The organism is Echinicola rosea (assembly GCF_005281475.1).
Classification (GTDB): Bacteria; Bacteroidota; Bacteroidia; order Cytophagales; family Cyclobacteriaceae; genus Echinicola; species Echinicola rosea.
Window position 1 is genome coordinate 3,696,894 of record NZ_CP040106.1, and the last position, 16,333, is coordinate 3,713,226.

A 16,333-nucleotide genomic window follows, 5' to 3' on the forward strand; every position below is an offset into this window, starting at 1 on the left:
TTAAATCCTACATTAAAATTTAGCATTGATGCCAAAAGTGAACGACGTAACCGCCGGTGAGATGTTGGCATTTACCTCTCCTGCACCGACTCCCTGGTCGCCATCTAGGTACACCTCTGGATCAATTCCTTTGTATTTGCTCCTATACTTGGCAAAAATAAACGGCTGCTGGATGCTGGAATAGATCCTTAGGCTGGTCATGCCCAATTTGGAAGCAATTTTATCAGAGAAATTGTAACCTAAATTAATGTTTCTGATTTTGATAAAGGAGCCATCAAAGTATGACATCGAACTGGCATATTTGGGGCTTTCCTGGTTTTGGTTTGGTCTTGGGAAATCGTTTGTCGGATTATCGGGTGTCCAGTAATTTACCGCTAAGTTGTTGTATCTCCCAAACAGGCTGTTAAACTGATCATGGAATCGGCTTCTGATCATAGATCCAAACCTTCCATAGATAAAAAACGATAGGTCAAAGTTTTTGTAAGAGAACCTATTGGTCATGCCCAAAACGAAATCAGGTACTGCGGAACCGAGGATTTGACGGTCATCCGCATTGATTTGGCCATCGTTGTTGATGTCTTCTACCCTAATTTCGCCCACATTGTCCTCATAGGATTCCGCGAGGTCGGCTTGGTCCGTCTGCCATATACCTATTTTTTTATAATCATAAAAGACGGTCAGGGCTTCTCCTACAAAACGACCTGCCGAGATATCGTCTCCATTTGGAAGTTCCAGGATTTCTTCCCTGTTTCTATTAAAAATCAGGTCCGTGGTCCAAGTGAAATTGGTGTTGTCTATGTTGACGCTGTTTACGGTCAGTTCGATTCCACGGTTTTGGGTCTTGCCTACATTGGTGGTATAGCCGCTAAAGCCAATGGAATAGGGTAGAGGCTGTGGGGCGAGGAGATCCTTTGTGGTGGTAACGTAATATTCAAAACTACCACCGATCCTTCCGGCAATCAGCGAAAAGTCCAACCCGGCGTTTAGCGTGGTGGACGTTTCCCAGCGTAGGTTGGGATTGCCAATGGTGTTTGGCCCATATCCAAAAGCCGGATTGTTATCATAGGCATAGGTGCTTCTGCCCAGTAGGGCTTGAGTCTGATAAGGATCAATGGCCTGATTACCGATAGAACCATAACTAACCCTTAGCTTCAGCTGGTCAAAGGTGTTGTTAGCCTTGAAGAATGGCTCATCACTGACATTCCACCCCAATGCCACAGAGGGGAAATAGGCAAATTTATTGTTCTCTCCAAACTTGGAAGAACCATCGGCCCTTAAAGTACCGGTCACCAGGTATTTTCCTTTATAATTGTAGTTTAACCTGCCCATAAAGGAGAGCAAGGTCCACTGCACCAAATTGGTATTGGCTCCAGTGATTTGACTGGCATCTCCCAGTCTGTTGTAGCTTTGGGATTCTGCCGGAATGCCCTGAACGTTCAAAGACGTCTCTTCAAGGTTGTCCTTTTGGAAGGATTGTAGTCCGGTAAATTTAAATTCATGGTCTTCTCCAAAAGTACGGTCATAAGTAATGATATTTTCCAAGGTATAGTTGAACCTGAAATCTTCGTTTACACTTCCTGTAGGATCTCCGCCTCTTCTGGAATTGGTCTGGGAGCCAGTGAAACGTCCGTTTCTGTCAATGGTGATGTCCGGACCGAAATTAACCCGGTAGGTCAGCCCGTCGATGATTTTCCATTCTGCGTAGATGCTGTTAAAAATTCTGTACCTTTTGGTCAGGTCAATATTAGCCCCTGGAACAATCTCAGCCAAAGGATTGGTCCTGAGCCCATCTGAAGTGGGAAGGAAAATAAGATTTCCGTCTTCGTCATACGGTTTACCGAGTGGATTTTCCTGCATGGCACCACCGATAGGGTTAAAATTCTCTCCATTTCGTTCGCTGTAGGAGACCAGTGTGGACGTCCCAAAACGGATCTTATCATTGATCTTGTGATCTATGTTGGCACGGAAGTTATATCGTGTATAATCTTGGTTGATCACGACACCTTTGTCTTGGAAAAAACCTCCGGAGACGAAAAACTGAGTTTTTTCACTTCCTCCTGATACGGATACCTGGTGGCTTTGGATGGCCCCAGTGCGGGTAAGGGCACCGACATAATCGGTCGTTCTCCCAGCTGCGATTCCCTCCAGTTCTACTGGTTCAAATAATGCTTCGTCCGCTTCCGCAGTGGAAGGGCCTTCAGGATAATCGCCAGTTGTCCTTCTGGATTCTCTTTTGTATTCGGCAAATTCAGGTCCATTGAAAACCTCAATGTTTCCCAATGATTTGTTGAATCCATAGTATGAGTCCAAAGAAACGACCGTTTTGCCCGTGGTACCCCGTTTGGTGGTGACTAATACCACGCCGTTGGCACCTCTGGATCCGTAGATGGCCGTAGCGGAAGCGTCCTTGAGGATTTCCATGGAGGTAATGTCGTTAGGGTTAATGTCATTGATTCCTCCAGCGATGGGAATTCCATCTACTACGTATAAAGGTTCGTTACTTGCATTGAACGATCTCCTACCACGGATCCGTACTTGTGGTGCTGCGCCAGGCTTACTGCCTGGGGAAGTCACATCCACCCCCGAAGAACGGCCTTGAAGGGCTTGGCGGGCATCGGTAATGGGTTGGTCAGTGATTTCTTTGGCACCTACCGAGGAGATGGCTCCAGTGAGTTGGCTCTTTTTTACCGAACCATAGCCCACGACTACCACTTCCTCAAGGTCAGAAACGTCCGGATCCAACTTCACATCGATGGTCGTTTGGGTGCCAAGGGTAATCTCGGTAGTCTTATATCCAATAAAGGAAAATTGTAGGACCTGGCCTTCACTGGCCATGATGGTGTAGTTGCCATCGATGTCAGCGGCGGTCCCTGTACTGGATCCTTTGATAAGGACTGCAGCTCCAGGGATGGGCATGTCATTTTCATCCGTGATGGTGCCTGTGACCTGGGTATTTTGCCCGAGCAATGGACCAGAAAACAGCAATAGGAACAGTACTATTCCTAATGATAGGTAATTTTTGCTTTGCATAATTATTTGGTTTATTGTTAATCATTAAAAGGGTTTCAAGTGGCTAAGAAAAATTCCAAAAATGAATTTTTAGGTTATTATGACAATCAAATTAGACAATGTTATGGATCAATTCAATTTCAAATATTAATTTATTTACGGAATCGATTTCGTATTTATTGTTTTATGTAATCAGTTGTGGTCGGTATAAAATTGATATAATTGGGAAAATATCGTTATAAATAAATGGTGAGTATTTTGGTGATAATTCTGTATGATGAGTAAAATCAAGTGGAATAGTATTATTAGGGGATATAGGTGGCGCATGGTCGCCTTGCTTTTTATGGCTACCGCAATCAAATATATTGACAGAAATGTGCTTTCATTTACCATGATCGATGAGGGATTCAGAAGGGAGATGTTAAATGTTCCTGAGTCATCACCGCTTACTGCCGATCTGATTGGGAGATTTAAGGTCCTGATGGGCTATGTGGATGCCAGTTTTAAATTTGCTTATGCCATTGGATTTGTGCTGATGGGTTATTTTATCGACCGGGTATTGGTCAAAAAAGGCTATAGTATTGCCATAGCCATTTGGAGCTTTGCGGGTATTGCTACGGCTTTTGTGAGCAGTTTTAGAGGGCTTAGCATTACCCGGTTTGTTTTTGGATTTGGGGAATCGGCCAATTTTCCCGCAGCCATAAAAACCATAGCAGAGTGGTTTCCGAAAAAAGAACGTTCCTTTGCCACTGGAATCTATAATGCTGGTGCCAATGTAGGGATCATGGCCACTGCGCTCATCGTACCTGCTTTGATTATCCATTTGGGATGGCGGTGGTCGTTTTTGTGTACTGGTGTTTTAGGGGTGATGTTGCTAGTTTGTTGGCGGCTGATTTATAGACCTCTTGCCTCGCATCCACAAGTAAGTGCAGAGGAGCAACAATATATCGAATCTGATCATGCACCAGCTTCCAATAATACCAAGGTGCCGTGGAAAAATCTCCTGAAGACAAGGGGGGCGTGGGCAATTGCATTGGGAAAGTTTTTCACAGATCCCATTTGGTGGTTTTATCTTACCTGGCTACCTGATTTTTTTAATAGCAATGAAGCACTCGAAACCAAATTGGATTTAACAGGATTGGCACTTCCCTTTATCGTGATCTATTTTACTTCTGATTTGGGAAGTGTTTTTTTTGGTTGGCTTTCGGGAAAATTTATCAGTATGGGGTGGACGGTGAATAAAAGCCGGAAAGTGACACTGTTGCTTTGTGCCCTGTTGGTAGTACCCTTGATTTTTGCCGCTAAGGTAGCCAATGTTCACCTGGCAATGGTATTGGTGGCGATCGCTGCGGCAGCCCACCAAGGCTGGTCTGCTAATTTGTTTACCCTTTCTTCCGATATTTTCCCCAAACGAGTGGTCGGGTCTGTAGTCGGATTGGCGGGGATGGTCGGAGGGATCGGAGGGACGATCTTTGCCGCTTTTGCAGGAATCATTCTGGTGAATTGGGGCTATTTTCCCATCTTTATGATGGCTTCGGCGTCTTATTTGATCGCGTTGCTGATTATTCACCTCCTCGTTCCAAGGATTGGGTGATGCCTCGAGGGTAATTCCAATATGGACCTGTGTTTGGTTTTTACTGCTATTTCTTTGGGTAGAATGCTGGTTTAATGCCGATTAGTTAGTGTGTATCTGGAAAATATGGGGTCTATATTTTTTCCTTGGGCAGTTATTTTTCTAGCTAAATTTCTAGGTGGTTTTCATCCCTTTACCTTTGTTACTTTTTTGACCTGAAGCAAAAAAGTAACCAAAAAAAACCGCCGCTACGCCACGGCGCACAGGTGTGCAGCTATTGGCCTAAAATTAAAACCTCCCCTCATGCAGGCAAACTCCTCCTGTCTAAAGCCAGGTAAACCTTCTTTAGCCGCCAACATTCTTTTTGGTCAGCCTTTCGTCAAACAAGCCTGCCTTTTTGCCCACCCGCTATTTAATTTCTTAACGCCCAATACCTGCAAGGCGGATTCAGTTAATAACCTGAGCTCGACTTAATTTTTGTATTAAAATCGTCATAGCGAACCCTTTTAAGGAGGATGTGGGTTGGAAAAGGGTGTGGCAATCCCGAAATACTGAGGCTGCCACGGCTTCCACTCCTCATATCTCCCTCTAAGCCTCGCAGTGACGATTTTAAAATCGAACTGAGGTTAATAAGTCCCAAAAAGGTATCGCTTCCTTATGACGGCCCTTGGTATGCCTGTTTTCCAGCCGATGGTGGAGGCCGTTAAGAAAGTGAGTTGGCTCGCGTCGTGGAACAGCGAGACCCACTCACTTTTAGGCCGTAGCCATCGGGTGGAAATTAAAATGGGTGACGGATCTCGGTCGCAGGGGAAATCCATGTCCCATTTTAAAGGGCAGACCACTGGCCTAGATTTTTTTCTTTCTTTTTTCATCAATGGAAAAAAGGAAAAGGATAAAATCCACCAAAATGGCCAAAGCCATACAGTTAAAGTCAAATAGAATAGAAACTCCTAGCAGGTGAAAACAGGGAAATGTCCTTAACTAAACGGCATTGAGTGTGGGTTTAATAGTTTGAACCTGATTTAATCCATCCAAGTGAAGATAAGGATTTATTTAAATGCATCAGCTTTATGGTAGGCATCAATCAGGGCTTGTTCTCCTTCTTTTCCTGGTGAGGCATTCCCATGTTCCATCCCACAAATTCCCTTGAATCCTTTATGGTCAATCCATTTAAAGACGTTTTGGTAATTGATTTCTCCAGTTCCGGGCTCTTTTCTTCCGGGATTATCACCGATTTGTATATAGGCAATTTCCTCCCAGCAAAGCTCCATGTTCGGGATTAGATTGCCTTCATTTCGCTGCATGTGGTAAATGTCATAGAGAATTTTGACAGCAGGGCTGTCCACGGCCTTACAGATCATATACGCTTGGTTGGAATGCCTGAGGTAGAGATGCGGATTATCGCTAAGTGGCTCCATTACCATGGTCAAACCATGTGGCTCAAATACTTCGGCTCCCATTCTATATGCGTCGATAATATTTGCGGTCTGCTGATCCATTGGCAGGTTTCTTTCAAAATAGCCGGGCACTACGGTCATCCATTTGGCATTGACGATTTTGGCGACTTCTACGGCTTTCTCACATTCTTTCACAAACGCCTCCTTATACGTTTCTTTTCCCGTAGTGAGGGCCACTTCCCAGTTGAACCCAGGATCGATCACAAAAACTCCCATGGTCATGCCGTGTTTCTCAAGGGCTGCTCCGATGCGCTTTTGGTCTTCCGGTGAGCGCTTCATCAGGCCATTGTCTTCCAAGGCCGGAAAGCCCTGCTCAGCCATAAAGTTAATTTGATCCACCAGGTCATTGCCCGCATGGTTTTTAAACATGCCAAAATGAGGGGCATAATTTAAATTGAAATGTTGTCGAATAGGTTTTTCCGTACGGGTATTGGCGAGAGAAACGCCACTGGTAAAGGTGGCCAAAGCACTGCCCAGTGCTGCATTTTTCAAAAAAGTTCTTCTAGGGTTTCGGTGGTTTTTCATCTTTGGTTATTGTATTTTAGGTTTTTTTAAAGCAATCTAATATAAGGTATGATGCAGGTGTTGACAAATAATTTTTTATTAATGGTGCCGGAGATGCTTGTTTCTTTTTGGTTCTATATGATTTACTATGGGTAACTATTACTTTGCATGTCAAATTCTAGCTTGCCTTTCATCTTGTTGCCTTGTTACTTTTTTCCTTCAGGTGAAAAACGTAACCAAAAAAACCCGCTGCGGTGAGCTATATGACTAAAATCAAAGCCAGCACTCACGCAGGCAAACTCCTCTATTTGTGCAGCATACCAATTTTTTGTACTGATTCACGTCAAACAAGCCTGCGCTTTTTCCAGCCCACTTCTTTGATTTCTTAACGTCAAATACCTCAAGGCAGAATAGAAAATTGCCCACTGAAAAGGAACATGAATCAACATTAATTTAACCGGAATAATATCTTTACCCACTATAATCCATATAGAGCCTTCTTTTTATATAAAGGTATATATCGTGCACCTACCGAGCCGTAATCGTTGATGACTTTCAAAATATTATGATAATGGGTGGAATAGGATCAGGTGTTTCTAAAGCAGCCATTTCGTTGATCAATTGGCCTCCATTGTACCACAGCCTCAGGAAATCAATTAAAAACTAATATGGAATATATAAGATAGGATGGTTTTTGGGAGGATTATTTGGGACAATTGGTGTCCTGTTGATCAATTCACCAATTGGGATGCCTGTGTTGAGTGAGAAAAAGTGGTAAATTTAATACCCAACTAATCATAAAAGAAGCGATGAACAGAATTGACCGTTTGACCGCTATATTGACACATCTACAGTCCAAAAGGCTGGTTAAGGCACAGCAACTGGCTGATCGGTTTGAAATAAGCCTTCGGACAGTGTATCGGGATGTACGAGCGCTTGAAGAAGCAGGTGTTCCGATCATTGGAGAGGCAGGAACGGGCTATTCCCTTCTGGAAGGTTACCGATTGCCCCCGGTGATGTTTACCCAAGAGGAGGCCATGTCCTTTGTAATGGCAGAAAAGATGGTGGAAAAACTCACCGATAAGGAAAGTGCAGTGCATTTTAAAGAGGCCATGTACAAGATAAGGTCGGTTCTAAAAAGTGCACAAAAGGATATTTATGAATTGGCAGCGTCCCATATCGCTATTCGAAAACGGCCCAACAGCCTGTTGGATCATCATCGTCCAAAAACGATTCCGACTATCCTCTCGGGTGTAGTAAATAAGAACGTGTTGCGTATGGAATACCGCGCGCCCGGAAGCGAAGAAGCCTCTACAAGGGACATCGAGCCAGTAGGCATTTATTATTTCTTTGACCATTGGTATATGATAGCTTTTTGCAGGCTCCGCGCGGCCTATAGGACTTTTCGCATCGATCGGGTTCTTGGATTGAAGGAATGTGATGAACATTTTGAGGACAAGCATCCCACCTTACACGTGTACCTTAAGGAATTGGAAAGCAAAAAGGAGTTGACCAAAATTGTGGTGCATGTGGATAATGGTGTTGTTCCATATCTAAGCGGAGATAAATATGACTATGGACTAGTGTACCAGGTAGATAAGGGCAATAAAACTGAAATGATCTTTATGCTTCCCTATGAAGATGATTTTATCCGGTGGTTTTTTATGTTTGCTGAGTATGCAGATATCATTTCACCAGACCACCTTAAGGTAAAAGTCAACGATAAACTCCAACAAAAGTGGGAGAGGCTTAAAAAAAACTCCGCACTGCTGACATAGGGTTGTCACTATGGATGCCTTAATTTGACTGACTATTCATTTTGATCCTAAAAATTCAACGTATGATTTTGGTTTTTAAAACCTCAATTGAGGACGAGTCTGAAGTGGACAAAATAGCGCCTTCATTGGACCACCTTTTGGGGAATAACGGTTCCTGGAATGTAGATCTTGAAGATTGTGACAATATTTTGCGCGTCGTGACGGATCATCATGATGTTAATGAAATAGCTCTTGTTCTATTATCAAAAGGTTATTTTTGCGAAGAATTGGAGGATTGATATAAAAAAGTAGCAAGCGTATAAGTCTGGGTCTGGCAGTTTAATCAAGGGTAAAAGCTAGGATCAATAAAAATGCGACAACGTTCCAAAAGCACCCAGTGCATAGCTAACCTGCACGCTAAGGAATATGTAATTGCTTTGTACCTTAGTGGCCTATCACTGTTCCAATGCATATGGAAATCTATCTCTTCCAAGCCATGTTGTTTTGATCCATAATCTTCACCCATCTGATCTGCGCCTCTGGTCTTTAACCGAAAACCTACTGAATTGCTTCTATTTCCTTGTTTGTCAATGGTGTATCCAAATTGATTGATAGGATATATCTATCACTATTTTAAAACAATAGGGTGTGTATGGCTTTTGAAATTTCATAAATATAATCAATCACTATTTATTTGGATTAAGTCTAAATAGCTATACTTTTGTAATGTTATCTATAATTAATCTAAATAATGAAAAAGAATATAATCCTCCTTTTCGCCATCATTTTGGTAGTGTCATGTGGCACTAAGCACAACCAAGAGCAAGAAGAGAAGTCCCAAGCAGAAACTACTCCTGCTATCATCACAGCGGGAGGAACCATTACCGAAATAGTACATGCGTTAGGCCATGGGGATGCCATAGTGGCAACAGACCGGACCAGTACATATCCTGCGAAAATGCAGGAATTGCCATCCATTGGTTATAGAAATCAAATCCAGGCAGAGGGTATTCTATCCTTGAAACCAGATTGGATATTAGTGGAAGAAAATTACCTCAACAACGACGTGTTGACACAGCTCAAAAATAGCGGTAAGAAGGTATTTGTACTCGAAAAGCCTCAATCAGAAGAAACCGCTGTGGCACTTATAACCAAAATAGGAGAGATTTTCGAAGAAAAAGAAAAGGCGGATGTGCTAATCGAACAGCTCAATAAAGATTTGGAAGCCCTGAGTGTATTTAAGGAGCAGAATAAAGAACAACCAAAAGTAGCCTTTATCATGTCCAGAGGGCCAGAAATGGTCTTTTTGGCAGGAAAGGACACTTTTGCAGAGGCGATGATAGCCTTGTCGGGCGCACAGCCAGTGGCTGTAGAATTCGAGGGGTTAAAACCCCTTACACCCGAGGCCTTGCCAGCGCTTAATCCTGACTATATCCTTTTATTCGAATCCGGATTTCAAGCATCAGGAGGCAAGGAAGGTCTCCGGTCGATCCAAGGGATTACGGCGACTACTGCGTGGAAAAAGGATCAGCTCATTGCGATGGATGGCCATTACCTGTCTAGTTTCGGTCCCCGTATGGGACAGGCCGCCATCGACCTATTCCAAAAGACCCATCCCTGAGCACTGAGAAGAACCAATCATCATGCAATTATCGATCAGCTATAAAACGGCAAGTGCTCATCGTCCAATGATAATATCCAGTACGGGGACATTATTGGTGGTATGTGTGCTGCTTTCCTTGGTGACCGGTGCCTATGCGATATCGGTCCCAGAAGTATTACGCATCTTTGCAGCCAAAATCGGCCTGCCGGTGCAGGATGTCGCTGTAGAAAAAACGGCCGTTTTATGGGCCATTAGATTTCCGCGCGTATTACTGGGCGTGATGGTGGGAGGGAGCTTGGCCGTGGCTGGGGCATGTCTTCAGGGTTTGTTCAGAAATCCATTGGTAGAGCCCGCCATTATCGGCGTCAGCTCCGGGAGTGCCTTATTTGCCGTTATTGTTATTGTGTTTTCTAGTTCCATCGGTTGGCAATTACGATCACTTTTTGGTGCATTTGCATTGCCTTTGGCGGCGTTTTTTGGTGGCCTGTTAAATACCTTTTTGGCTTACAGGCTTGCCAGCAAAGCCGGCAAAACCGATATCTCCATCCTGATCCTTGCCGGGGTAGCGATCAATGCGCTATCCGCGGCACTGATCGGGTTAGTGATCTATTATGGAGATGATAATGCCATACGGAATTTTACCTTCTGGAGCCTTGGTAGTTTGGGAGGTGCCAGCTGGGACAAGCTGTATATCGTAGGGAGCTTTATCATCATTGCTACCATCGTTATGATGTCTTTTCCCCGATCCCTGAATGCATTGGCAGTGGGTGAATCAGAAGCCTTTCATATGGGAATCCATGTGCAAAAAGTAAAATACTTAGTGCTCTTTTTTAGTGCATTGGCAGTAGGTGCCGGAGTTTCAGTGACTGGAGCCATTGGTTTTGTGGGATTGGTAGTGCCACATTTGGTAAGAATGGTGATAGGTTCGGATCATCGCACGCTTTTGCCCGTGGCCTTTCTCCTTGGCGCCATATTGATGTTGGTTGCGGATATTATTTCCCGTTGGGTCGTCGCACCAGCTGAGCTGTCCATAGGAATTATCACTGCACTGATTGGAGCCCCGTTCTTTATATCGATACTCATGAATTTTAAACGTCAACGAATCCTATGAGAATCCGCGCCACAAATATCCATTTCTGTATCAGGAAAAAACCAATCTTGGACCAGGTAAGCATTGATCTTTTACCGGGGGAAGTGGTGAGCGTTTTGGGGCCGAATGGAGCAGGAAAGTCCACTTTGCTAAAAATACTGAGTGGCGAAAAAAGCTGTGAAAAAGGTATGGTTTCCATTAACGAGGTACCGCTGACATCCATCAAACCGCAGCAATTGGCAAAATACAGGGCCGTGATGCCACAGCACTCTACTGTTAATTTTCCTTATTCGGTAGAAGAAATCGTGGCATTGGGAATGTTGTCCCATGATCCCCATGCACCTTCCGGGACATTAATGGAAGAAGTGATGGAGCTTACAGGGATCGCGCACTTGAGGGAGCGGATGATAGATGGCCTATCTGGAGGAGAAAAACAACGGGTACAGCTAGGCAGGGTATTGTTGCAGATTTGGGAAGATAAGCCTTATGCGAGGTATCTATTTCTGGATGAGCCTACCTCCAGCATGGACATTGCCCAGCAGCACCAAGTGTTACGACTGGTAAGGCATTTAAGAAAGAAAAATATAGGTGTTTTCGCCATTTTACATGATTTAAACCTGGCAGTACAATATTCCGATAAGGTCATGCTGATGAAAAACGGTTCGGTAAAAGCTTTTGGTGCTGTCAGGACCATTATGACGGCCGAAAACTTGTCGATGGTATATGGCCATCCGATTACCGTGATGACTCATCCCTTGGACGATGGACAGATCATCATTACCTCAGAACGTACTGAATACGCAACATTAGCATCAATCCAAACAGCATAAACAATGACTACGATCATCAATACTCTACCAAACCTAAAGGAACAATATAAATCTCTCAAAGAAGAACAGCCTAAAACAAGGATTCGTGAGGCAGCCAAACTTCTAGGTGTCTCTGAAGCAGAATTATTGGCCACTTCGATCGGCGAGGGTGTCGTGAGGCTGGAGGGAAATTGGGCCGACTTTATTCTTCACTGTCGCGATTTGGGACGGGTGATGGCACTCACGAGATCAGAAGGATGCGTACTTGAGCACAAAGGAACTTTTCAGAAAATAAGTATTCATGGCTCTGCTCCAAATCAAGTGGCCACGGTGATTGGCCCGATTGAGCAGCGTATTTTCTTTAGCAATTGGAAGTTTGGCTTTGCCGCTGAGATCCAAGGGGCCAGAGGTATGATGAAGAGCTTCCAGTTTTTTGACCAGTCAGGAGATGCAATCATGAAAATCTACCTCCAAAAAGAAAGCAATGAGGACGTTTTTGAGCAACTCAAAAATGAATATAAAGCGATCGATCAGATGGCCGGTCTTGACATTGCCGTGATCCCAGCTCCTGAATATAATACCGATATAGATGAAGCTGGCTTCAGGAAGGAATGGGAAGAAATGAACGATACACATGCCTTCTTCGGAATGCTCAAGCGGTACAAGCTCCATCGTCAGGAAGCGCTGCGGAAGATTGGCGATAAATGGGCTTATCGTGTAGATAGATTGGTGATAAGGGAGCTATTGCAAAAAGCCGTTGAACAAGAACTGCCCATTATGGTTTTTGCCGGTAACCGAGGTAATATCCAGATTCACCAAGGAAAAGTAAAAAACCTCCGCCAAATCGATAATTGGTTTAATGTCATGGATCCTGATTTTGTAATGCACTTAAACGAAGATACGATTGATGAAGCTTGGGTGGTGCATAAGAATACCGATGATGGCTTAGTCTCTTCCATCGAGCTATTTGACCCATCAGGCGAATTGGTAGCACAATATTTTGGCCTCCGGAAGCCGGGAATCCCACAAAATGTCGCGTGGAAGAAACTCGTGGATTCTCTAGAAAGAATTTAGTTTGTAAGCATTTTTTGTGATTGTCTCTTTACTTTTTGAGTTGTTTTGATAACCCCGGGCAGACGGCCCGGGGCTCAAAAACCTTAAGATTTTGGAAACTTAATTATGAATAAAAAGATACTACATATACTACTGTTATGCTTGATCAGCTGGGGTTCGCTGGCGGCCAAAGAACCGGTGGAAATCCAGATCCAAGACACCAAAGGCAGTCCAATAGTCCATGGTATAGTCAAGCTGGACAATGGAAAGATACTGGCTGTAGATAGCAGGGGACAGGTGGAGATTGACCTTGCAGCCTATGGGGCATCCGTGGAATTGGAGGTTTATGCGATAGGCTTCGAAAAGCAGAAAATGACGGTGGGAGAGCTGATGAGCAATCCGCGCATCATCCTTCGTGAGTCTTTGGGGGAGTTGGATGAATATGTACTTTCCGCCACGAGGACTGACCGTAGCGTGGAAGATTTACCCATGCCGGTGACGGTGCTGACAGAGGAAAAAATATGCGAAACAGGTGCCTTTCGGTTGTCGGATGTATTGGCCGAACAAACGGGACTCCAGTTGGTGGCAGACCATGGGACAGGGCTTCAGATGCAAGGGCTTGATTCGGAGTATATCTTGATTTTGTTAGATGGAGAGCCCTTGATCGGAAGAACGGCAGGGACCTTTGACCTGGACAGGATAAGCGTCAGTAACATCGACCGAATAGAAATTCTCCGTGGCCCTTCCAGCGCAATATACGGCAGTGAAGCGATGGCGGGGGTGATCAATATCATTACCAAAGTACAAACGGATGGGGTAAGTGCCAATCTTATTGCCCAATACGGATCGTTCAATTCGTTTGATTTGGGCGCCGAAGTAGGATTGAATACCAAAGGCTGGAATATCTACGGGTACTATGATCACTATAGTACCGATGGGTATGACCTGAATACCGAGTCCCTTGGCAACACCAAGGCTCCCCATGAAGCGGAGACAGCTCAAGTAAAGTTGGGAAAGGCGATAGGTGATAAATGGAAGGTCAAGATAAATGGTAGATTTTACCAAGATGAGTACAAGGATGTAGTCGGTGTGAGTTCTGGAGAGGAAACATTGGCTGCTGATATGGCGGGAGACAGTAGGGATATCAACATCAACCCATCCATTAGTTTTAAGCCTAACACTGATTGGACGTTTACCCTTCGGAACATGACCACGCTGTATGACACCCATTCCAGCACGGTCTTTACCGAGACAGGGGAAGTCGTGGATGAAGAGGACTTTAGCCAACGCTATCACCGGACAGAGGTGCAGACCGACTACCGATTGGATAAAGAGCAGTTGCTTACAGTGGGTGTAGGCCACCAGTTGGAAACGGTGGAAGCCACGCGATATGACGAAAATAATAAGTTCAATTCCGGGTACCTGTATTTGCAGCACCAATGGACACCATCAGAAAAATGGAATGTGGTGACAGGAGCAAGGGGAGACCTGCACAGTGAATATGGAGGGAGGATAAGTCCGAAAATTTCTGCCATGCACAAGTTTTCCGACCGCTTTAGCTGGCAAGGCTCCATTGGCGCAGGCTTCAAGTCGCCTGATTTCCGTCAGCTGCTCCTGAACTTCAATAATGCCGTGGTGGGCTATTACGTGTATGGTTCCATGCTTGTGGAAGAAGGTGTCCGACAATTGGAAGCCCAAGGGCAATTGCAGCAGTTGCTGATGGATACAAGTACTTTTGGTAACCTGGATCCAGAAAACAGCTGGGCGGTCAATACGGGGTTTCGGTGGAAAGCCACTGATGATCTGCTGTTAAGCACCAATTTCTTCCGAAACCAGATTTCCAATTTGATCGAAACGGCCGCTGTAGCGCGCTTGACGAACGGTAGAAATGTCTATAGTTATATAAACCTCAATGAGGTGATTACCCAAGGAGCAGAGGTGGAAGTCAATTACAGGTTGGGCCAGCATTGGAGGTTTTCCCTCGGATACGTGAACCTGGACAGTCGTGATGAAGAAGTGATCGAAGGGATCGAACGTGGGGAGTACTTCAAAAGGGACAGTCAAAACCGTACCAGAAGGGTAGAACGCTCAGATTACGGTGGATTGTTCAATCGCAGCAGGCACAGTGGAAATGTGAAAGTCAATTATTGGGAAAGGCATACTGGGGTAAATGTGGCCCTGCGCGGAATCTACCGTGGAAAATACGGTTTTGGCGATATCAACGGCAACCAGATCTTGGATGATCCTTCAGAATATGCCGAGGGGATCATGCAAGTTCACTTGACCCTGAACAAGCAGTTTGACAATGGAGTGATGCTGGAGACGGGCGTAAGGAATATCGCAGACGCTATCAATGAATATGATAGCACCAATCCTGGCCGGACTTTCTTTGTCCGTGCCAATGTCTCGCTGGACCAGTTGTTTGGGAATTAGGAATGTAAAATTAAGAATTAGGAATTGAGAATGATCAAGGTAGCCTACAACTTTGAGGACTTCCAACATTAAAACCTTCAAAACTTGTAACATTTAAACAATTTATAAACATGAAAAAAGTAAACTTTATCGCGCTGGCGCTGCTGGCATTGCCTTTTTTGGTCTCCTGTACCAATGATGATGACACCGATCCTGAAGTGGTAGAAGAATTGGAGGCGGTTTTGGTCGAGGATTTGTATGCCCCCAATAGTAATCCAGGGTCTGACGATGGTCAAGAATATGATTATGTGTATTATAGTTTTGAAAAAAATATGGTGGTAGATTCTGAGGATGAAGATTGGGCCATCGCTTTCAAATCAACAGAGATAATCGTAAATGGTGGTGTTAATGGTGACGGAAACGTACAGGGAGCGTTATTGTCGGGAACTGTATTCGAGGAACTTGAAGGTTTACCTGACGATATGGAATTATCAGTAGATACGGAAGAAATGAATGCTATTCCTAATGACATGCAAAATGGTTGGTGGAATTACGATAGGAGTACCCATTTTGTGACTCCAAAAGCAGCAATTGTGCTTGTTTTTCAGACAAACTCAGGGAACTCTGTGAAAATGGAAATTTTAAGTTTCTTCAAAGGAAACCCATCCGCAGAAGAATATGAACTCAGGGATATGTACCACTATACATTCAGATACCTACTCCAGCCAAACGGAACAAAGACTTTCTAAAGGTAACTTGATTTGACATATGTTTTCGCAGAAAAGGTGGAGCTATTGGCTCCACTTTTTTTTATGGAGTAACCCAAACCAAGCCAGGGGTACAGCTATTGATTAAGATCGAATAGATAATACTGGATCGTACCGGATCTATAGTTAGTAAACACACACAATTTGTTCCCCCATTTAGGGGGCTAGGGGGTATTGTTGAGGTCTCCACTTTTTTTTATGGGGGATTACAAAACCCCAGTATCAGTTGTCAAGGATTATAAATCCGGAACAGCGGAATCTTTCAATCTTCCAATTTTACAATTTTCCCAAAATCAAAT

The 16,333-nt window shown here is 44.2% G+C and carries 12 protein-coding genes; 10 read left to right on the top strand and 2 right to left on the bottom strand.

The window, feature by feature from the left end:
• Positions 1-12: 12 nt before the first annotated feature.
• Positions 13-3,030, bottom strand: coding sequence for a SusC/RagA family TonB-linked outer membrane protein (locus tag FDP09_RS14760; protein WP_137403404.1), 3,018 nt, complete (start codon positions 3,028-3,030; stop codon positions 13-15).
• A 322-nt stretch (positions 3,031-3,352) separates the two neighbouring features.
• On the opposite strand from FDP09_RS14760, the gene FDP09_RS14765 reads away from it, so the two are divergent.
• Together FDP09_RS14765 and FDP09_RS14770 are read left to right on the top strand one after the other, a co-directional pair.
• On the top strand, positions 3,353-4,603 hold the full coding sequence (locus FDP09_RS14765; RefSeq protein WP_308421013.1) for an MFS transporter: 1,251 nt from the start codon (positions 3,353-3,355) through the stop codon (positions 4,601-4,603).
• A 651-nt stretch (positions 4,604-5,254) separates the two neighbouring features.
• Positions 5,255-5,521: a hypothetical protein gene (locus FDP09_RS14770; RefSeq protein WP_137401377.1), complete on the top strand. Its 267-nt coding sequence runs from the start codon at positions 5,255-5,257 to the stop codon at positions 5,519-5,521.
• 110 nt (positions 5,522-5,631) lie between these two features.
• Here the strand turns inward: FDP09_RS14770 and FDP09_RS14775 are convergent, their stop codons facing one another.
• Positions 5,632-6,564, bottom strand: a complete 933-nt coding sequence (locus FDP09_RS14775; RefSeq protein ID WP_137403405.1) for a hydroxypyruvate isomerase family protein — start codon at positions 6,562-6,564, stop codon at positions 5,632-5,634.
• Positions 6,565-7,352: 788 nt separating this feature from the next.
• On the opposite strand from FDP09_RS14775, the gene FDP09_RS14780 reads away from it, so the two are divergent.
• From FDP09_RS14780 to FDP09_RS14815, 8 genes are all read left to right on the top strand, one after another.
• Positions 7,353-8,321, top strand: a complete 969-nt coding sequence (locus tag FDP09_RS14780) for a helix-turn-helix transcriptional regulator (protein WP_137403406.1) — start codon at positions 7,353-7,355, stop codon at positions 8,319-8,321.
• Between the two features lie 62 nt (positions 8,322-8,383).
• A complete protein-coding gene (locus FDP09_RS14785) occupies positions 8,384-8,599 on the top strand; it encodes a hypothetical protein (RefSeq protein ID WP_137403407.1) in 216 nt (71 codons plus the stop codon).
• A 452-nt stretch (positions 8,600-9,051) separates the two neighbouring features.
• Positions 9,052-9,921: a heme/hemin ABC transporter substrate-binding protein gene (locus FDP09_RS14790; protein ID WP_137403408.1), complete on the top strand. Its 870-nt coding sequence runs from the start codon at positions 9,052-9,054 to the stop codon at positions 9,919-9,921.
• A 22-nt stretch (positions 9,922-9,943) separates the two neighbouring features.
• Positions 9,944-11,014, top strand: a complete 1,071-nt coding sequence (locus FDP09_RS14795; RefSeq protein WP_137403409.1) for a FecCD family ABC transporter permease — start codon at positions 9,944-9,946, stop codon at positions 11,012-11,014.
• Positions 11,011-11,823, top strand: coding sequence for a heme ABC transporter ATP-binding protein (locus tag FDP09_RS14800; protein ID WP_137403410.1), 813 nt, complete (start codon positions 11,011-11,013; stop codon positions 11,821-11,823). The genes FDP09_RS14795 and FDP09_RS14800 overlap by 4 nt, the downstream gene beginning before the upstream one ends.
• Before the next feature lie 3 nt (positions 11,824-11,826).
• Positions 11,827-12,876: a hemin-degrading factor gene (locus FDP09_RS14805; protein ID WP_137403411.1), complete on the top strand. Its 1,050-nt coding sequence runs from the start codon at positions 11,827-11,829 to the stop codon at positions 12,874-12,876.
• A gap of 105 nt (positions 12,877-12,981) precedes the next feature.
• Positions 12,982-15,288, top strand: a complete 2,307-nt coding sequence (locus FDP09_RS14810) for a TonB-dependent receptor plug domain-containing protein (protein WP_137403412.1) — start codon at positions 12,982-12,984, stop codon at positions 15,286-15,288.
• Between the two features lie 110 nt (positions 15,289-15,398).
• Entirely contained in the window at positions 15,399-16,016 is a 618-nt protein-coding gene (locus FDP09_RS14815) for an HmuY family protein (protein WP_137403413.1), read from the top strand.
• The last annotated feature ends 317 nt before the right edge of the window (positions 16,017-16,333 follow it).

What these genes read in the sequence shown, in the direction of transcription:
- FDP09_RS14800 (WP_137403410.1), top strand. Translation starts at nt 11,011, where the DNA reads ATGAGAATCCGCGCCACAAATATCCATTTCTGTATCAGGAAAAAACCA.
- FDP09_RS14785 (WP_137403407.1), top strand. Translation starts at nt 8,384, where the DNA reads ATGATTTTGGTTTTTAAAACCTCAATTGAGGACGAGTCTGAAGTGGAC.
- FDP09_RS14810 (WP_137403412.1), top strand. Translation starts at nt 12,982, where the DNA reads ATGAATAAAAAGATACTACATATACTACTGTTATGCTTGATCAGCTGG.
- FDP09_RS14760 (WP_137403404.1), bottom strand. Translation starts at nt 3,030, where the DNA reads ATGCAAAGCAAAAATTACCTATCATTAGGAATAGTACTGTTCCTATTG.
- FDP09_RS14805 (WP_137403411.1), top strand. Translation starts at nt 11,827, where the DNA reads ATGACTACGATCATCAATACTCTACCAAACCTAAAGGAACAATATAAA.
- FDP09_RS14775 (WP_137403405.1), bottom strand. Translation starts at nt 6,564, where the DNA reads ATGAAAAACCACCGAAACCCTAGAAGAACTTTTTTGAAAAATGCAGCA.
- FDP09_RS14815 (WP_137403413.1), top strand. Translation starts at nt 15,399, where the DNA reads ATGAAAAAAGTAAACTTTATCGCGCTGGCGCTGCTGGCATTGCCTTTT.
- FDP09_RS14795 (WP_137403409.1), top strand. Translation starts at nt 9,944, where the DNA reads ATGCAATTATCGATCAGCTATAAAACGGCAAGTGCTCATCGTCCAATG.
- FDP09_RS14765 (WP_308421013.1), top strand. Translation starts at nt 3,353, where the DNA reads ATGGCTACCGCAATCAAATATATTGACAGAAATGTGCTTTCATTTACC.
- FDP09_RS14790 (WP_137403408.1), top strand. Translation starts at nt 9,052, where the DNA reads ATGAAAAAGAATATAATCCTCCTTTTCGCCATCATTTTGGTAGTGTCA.
- FDP09_RS14770 (WP_137401377.1), top strand. Translation starts at nt 5,255, where the DNA reads ATGCCTGTTTTCCAGCCGATGGTGGAGGCCGTTAAGAAAGTGAGTTGG.
- FDP09_RS14780 (WP_137403406.1), top strand. Translation starts at nt 7,353, where the DNA reads ATGAACAGAATTGACCGTTTGACCGCTATATTGACACATCTACAGTCC.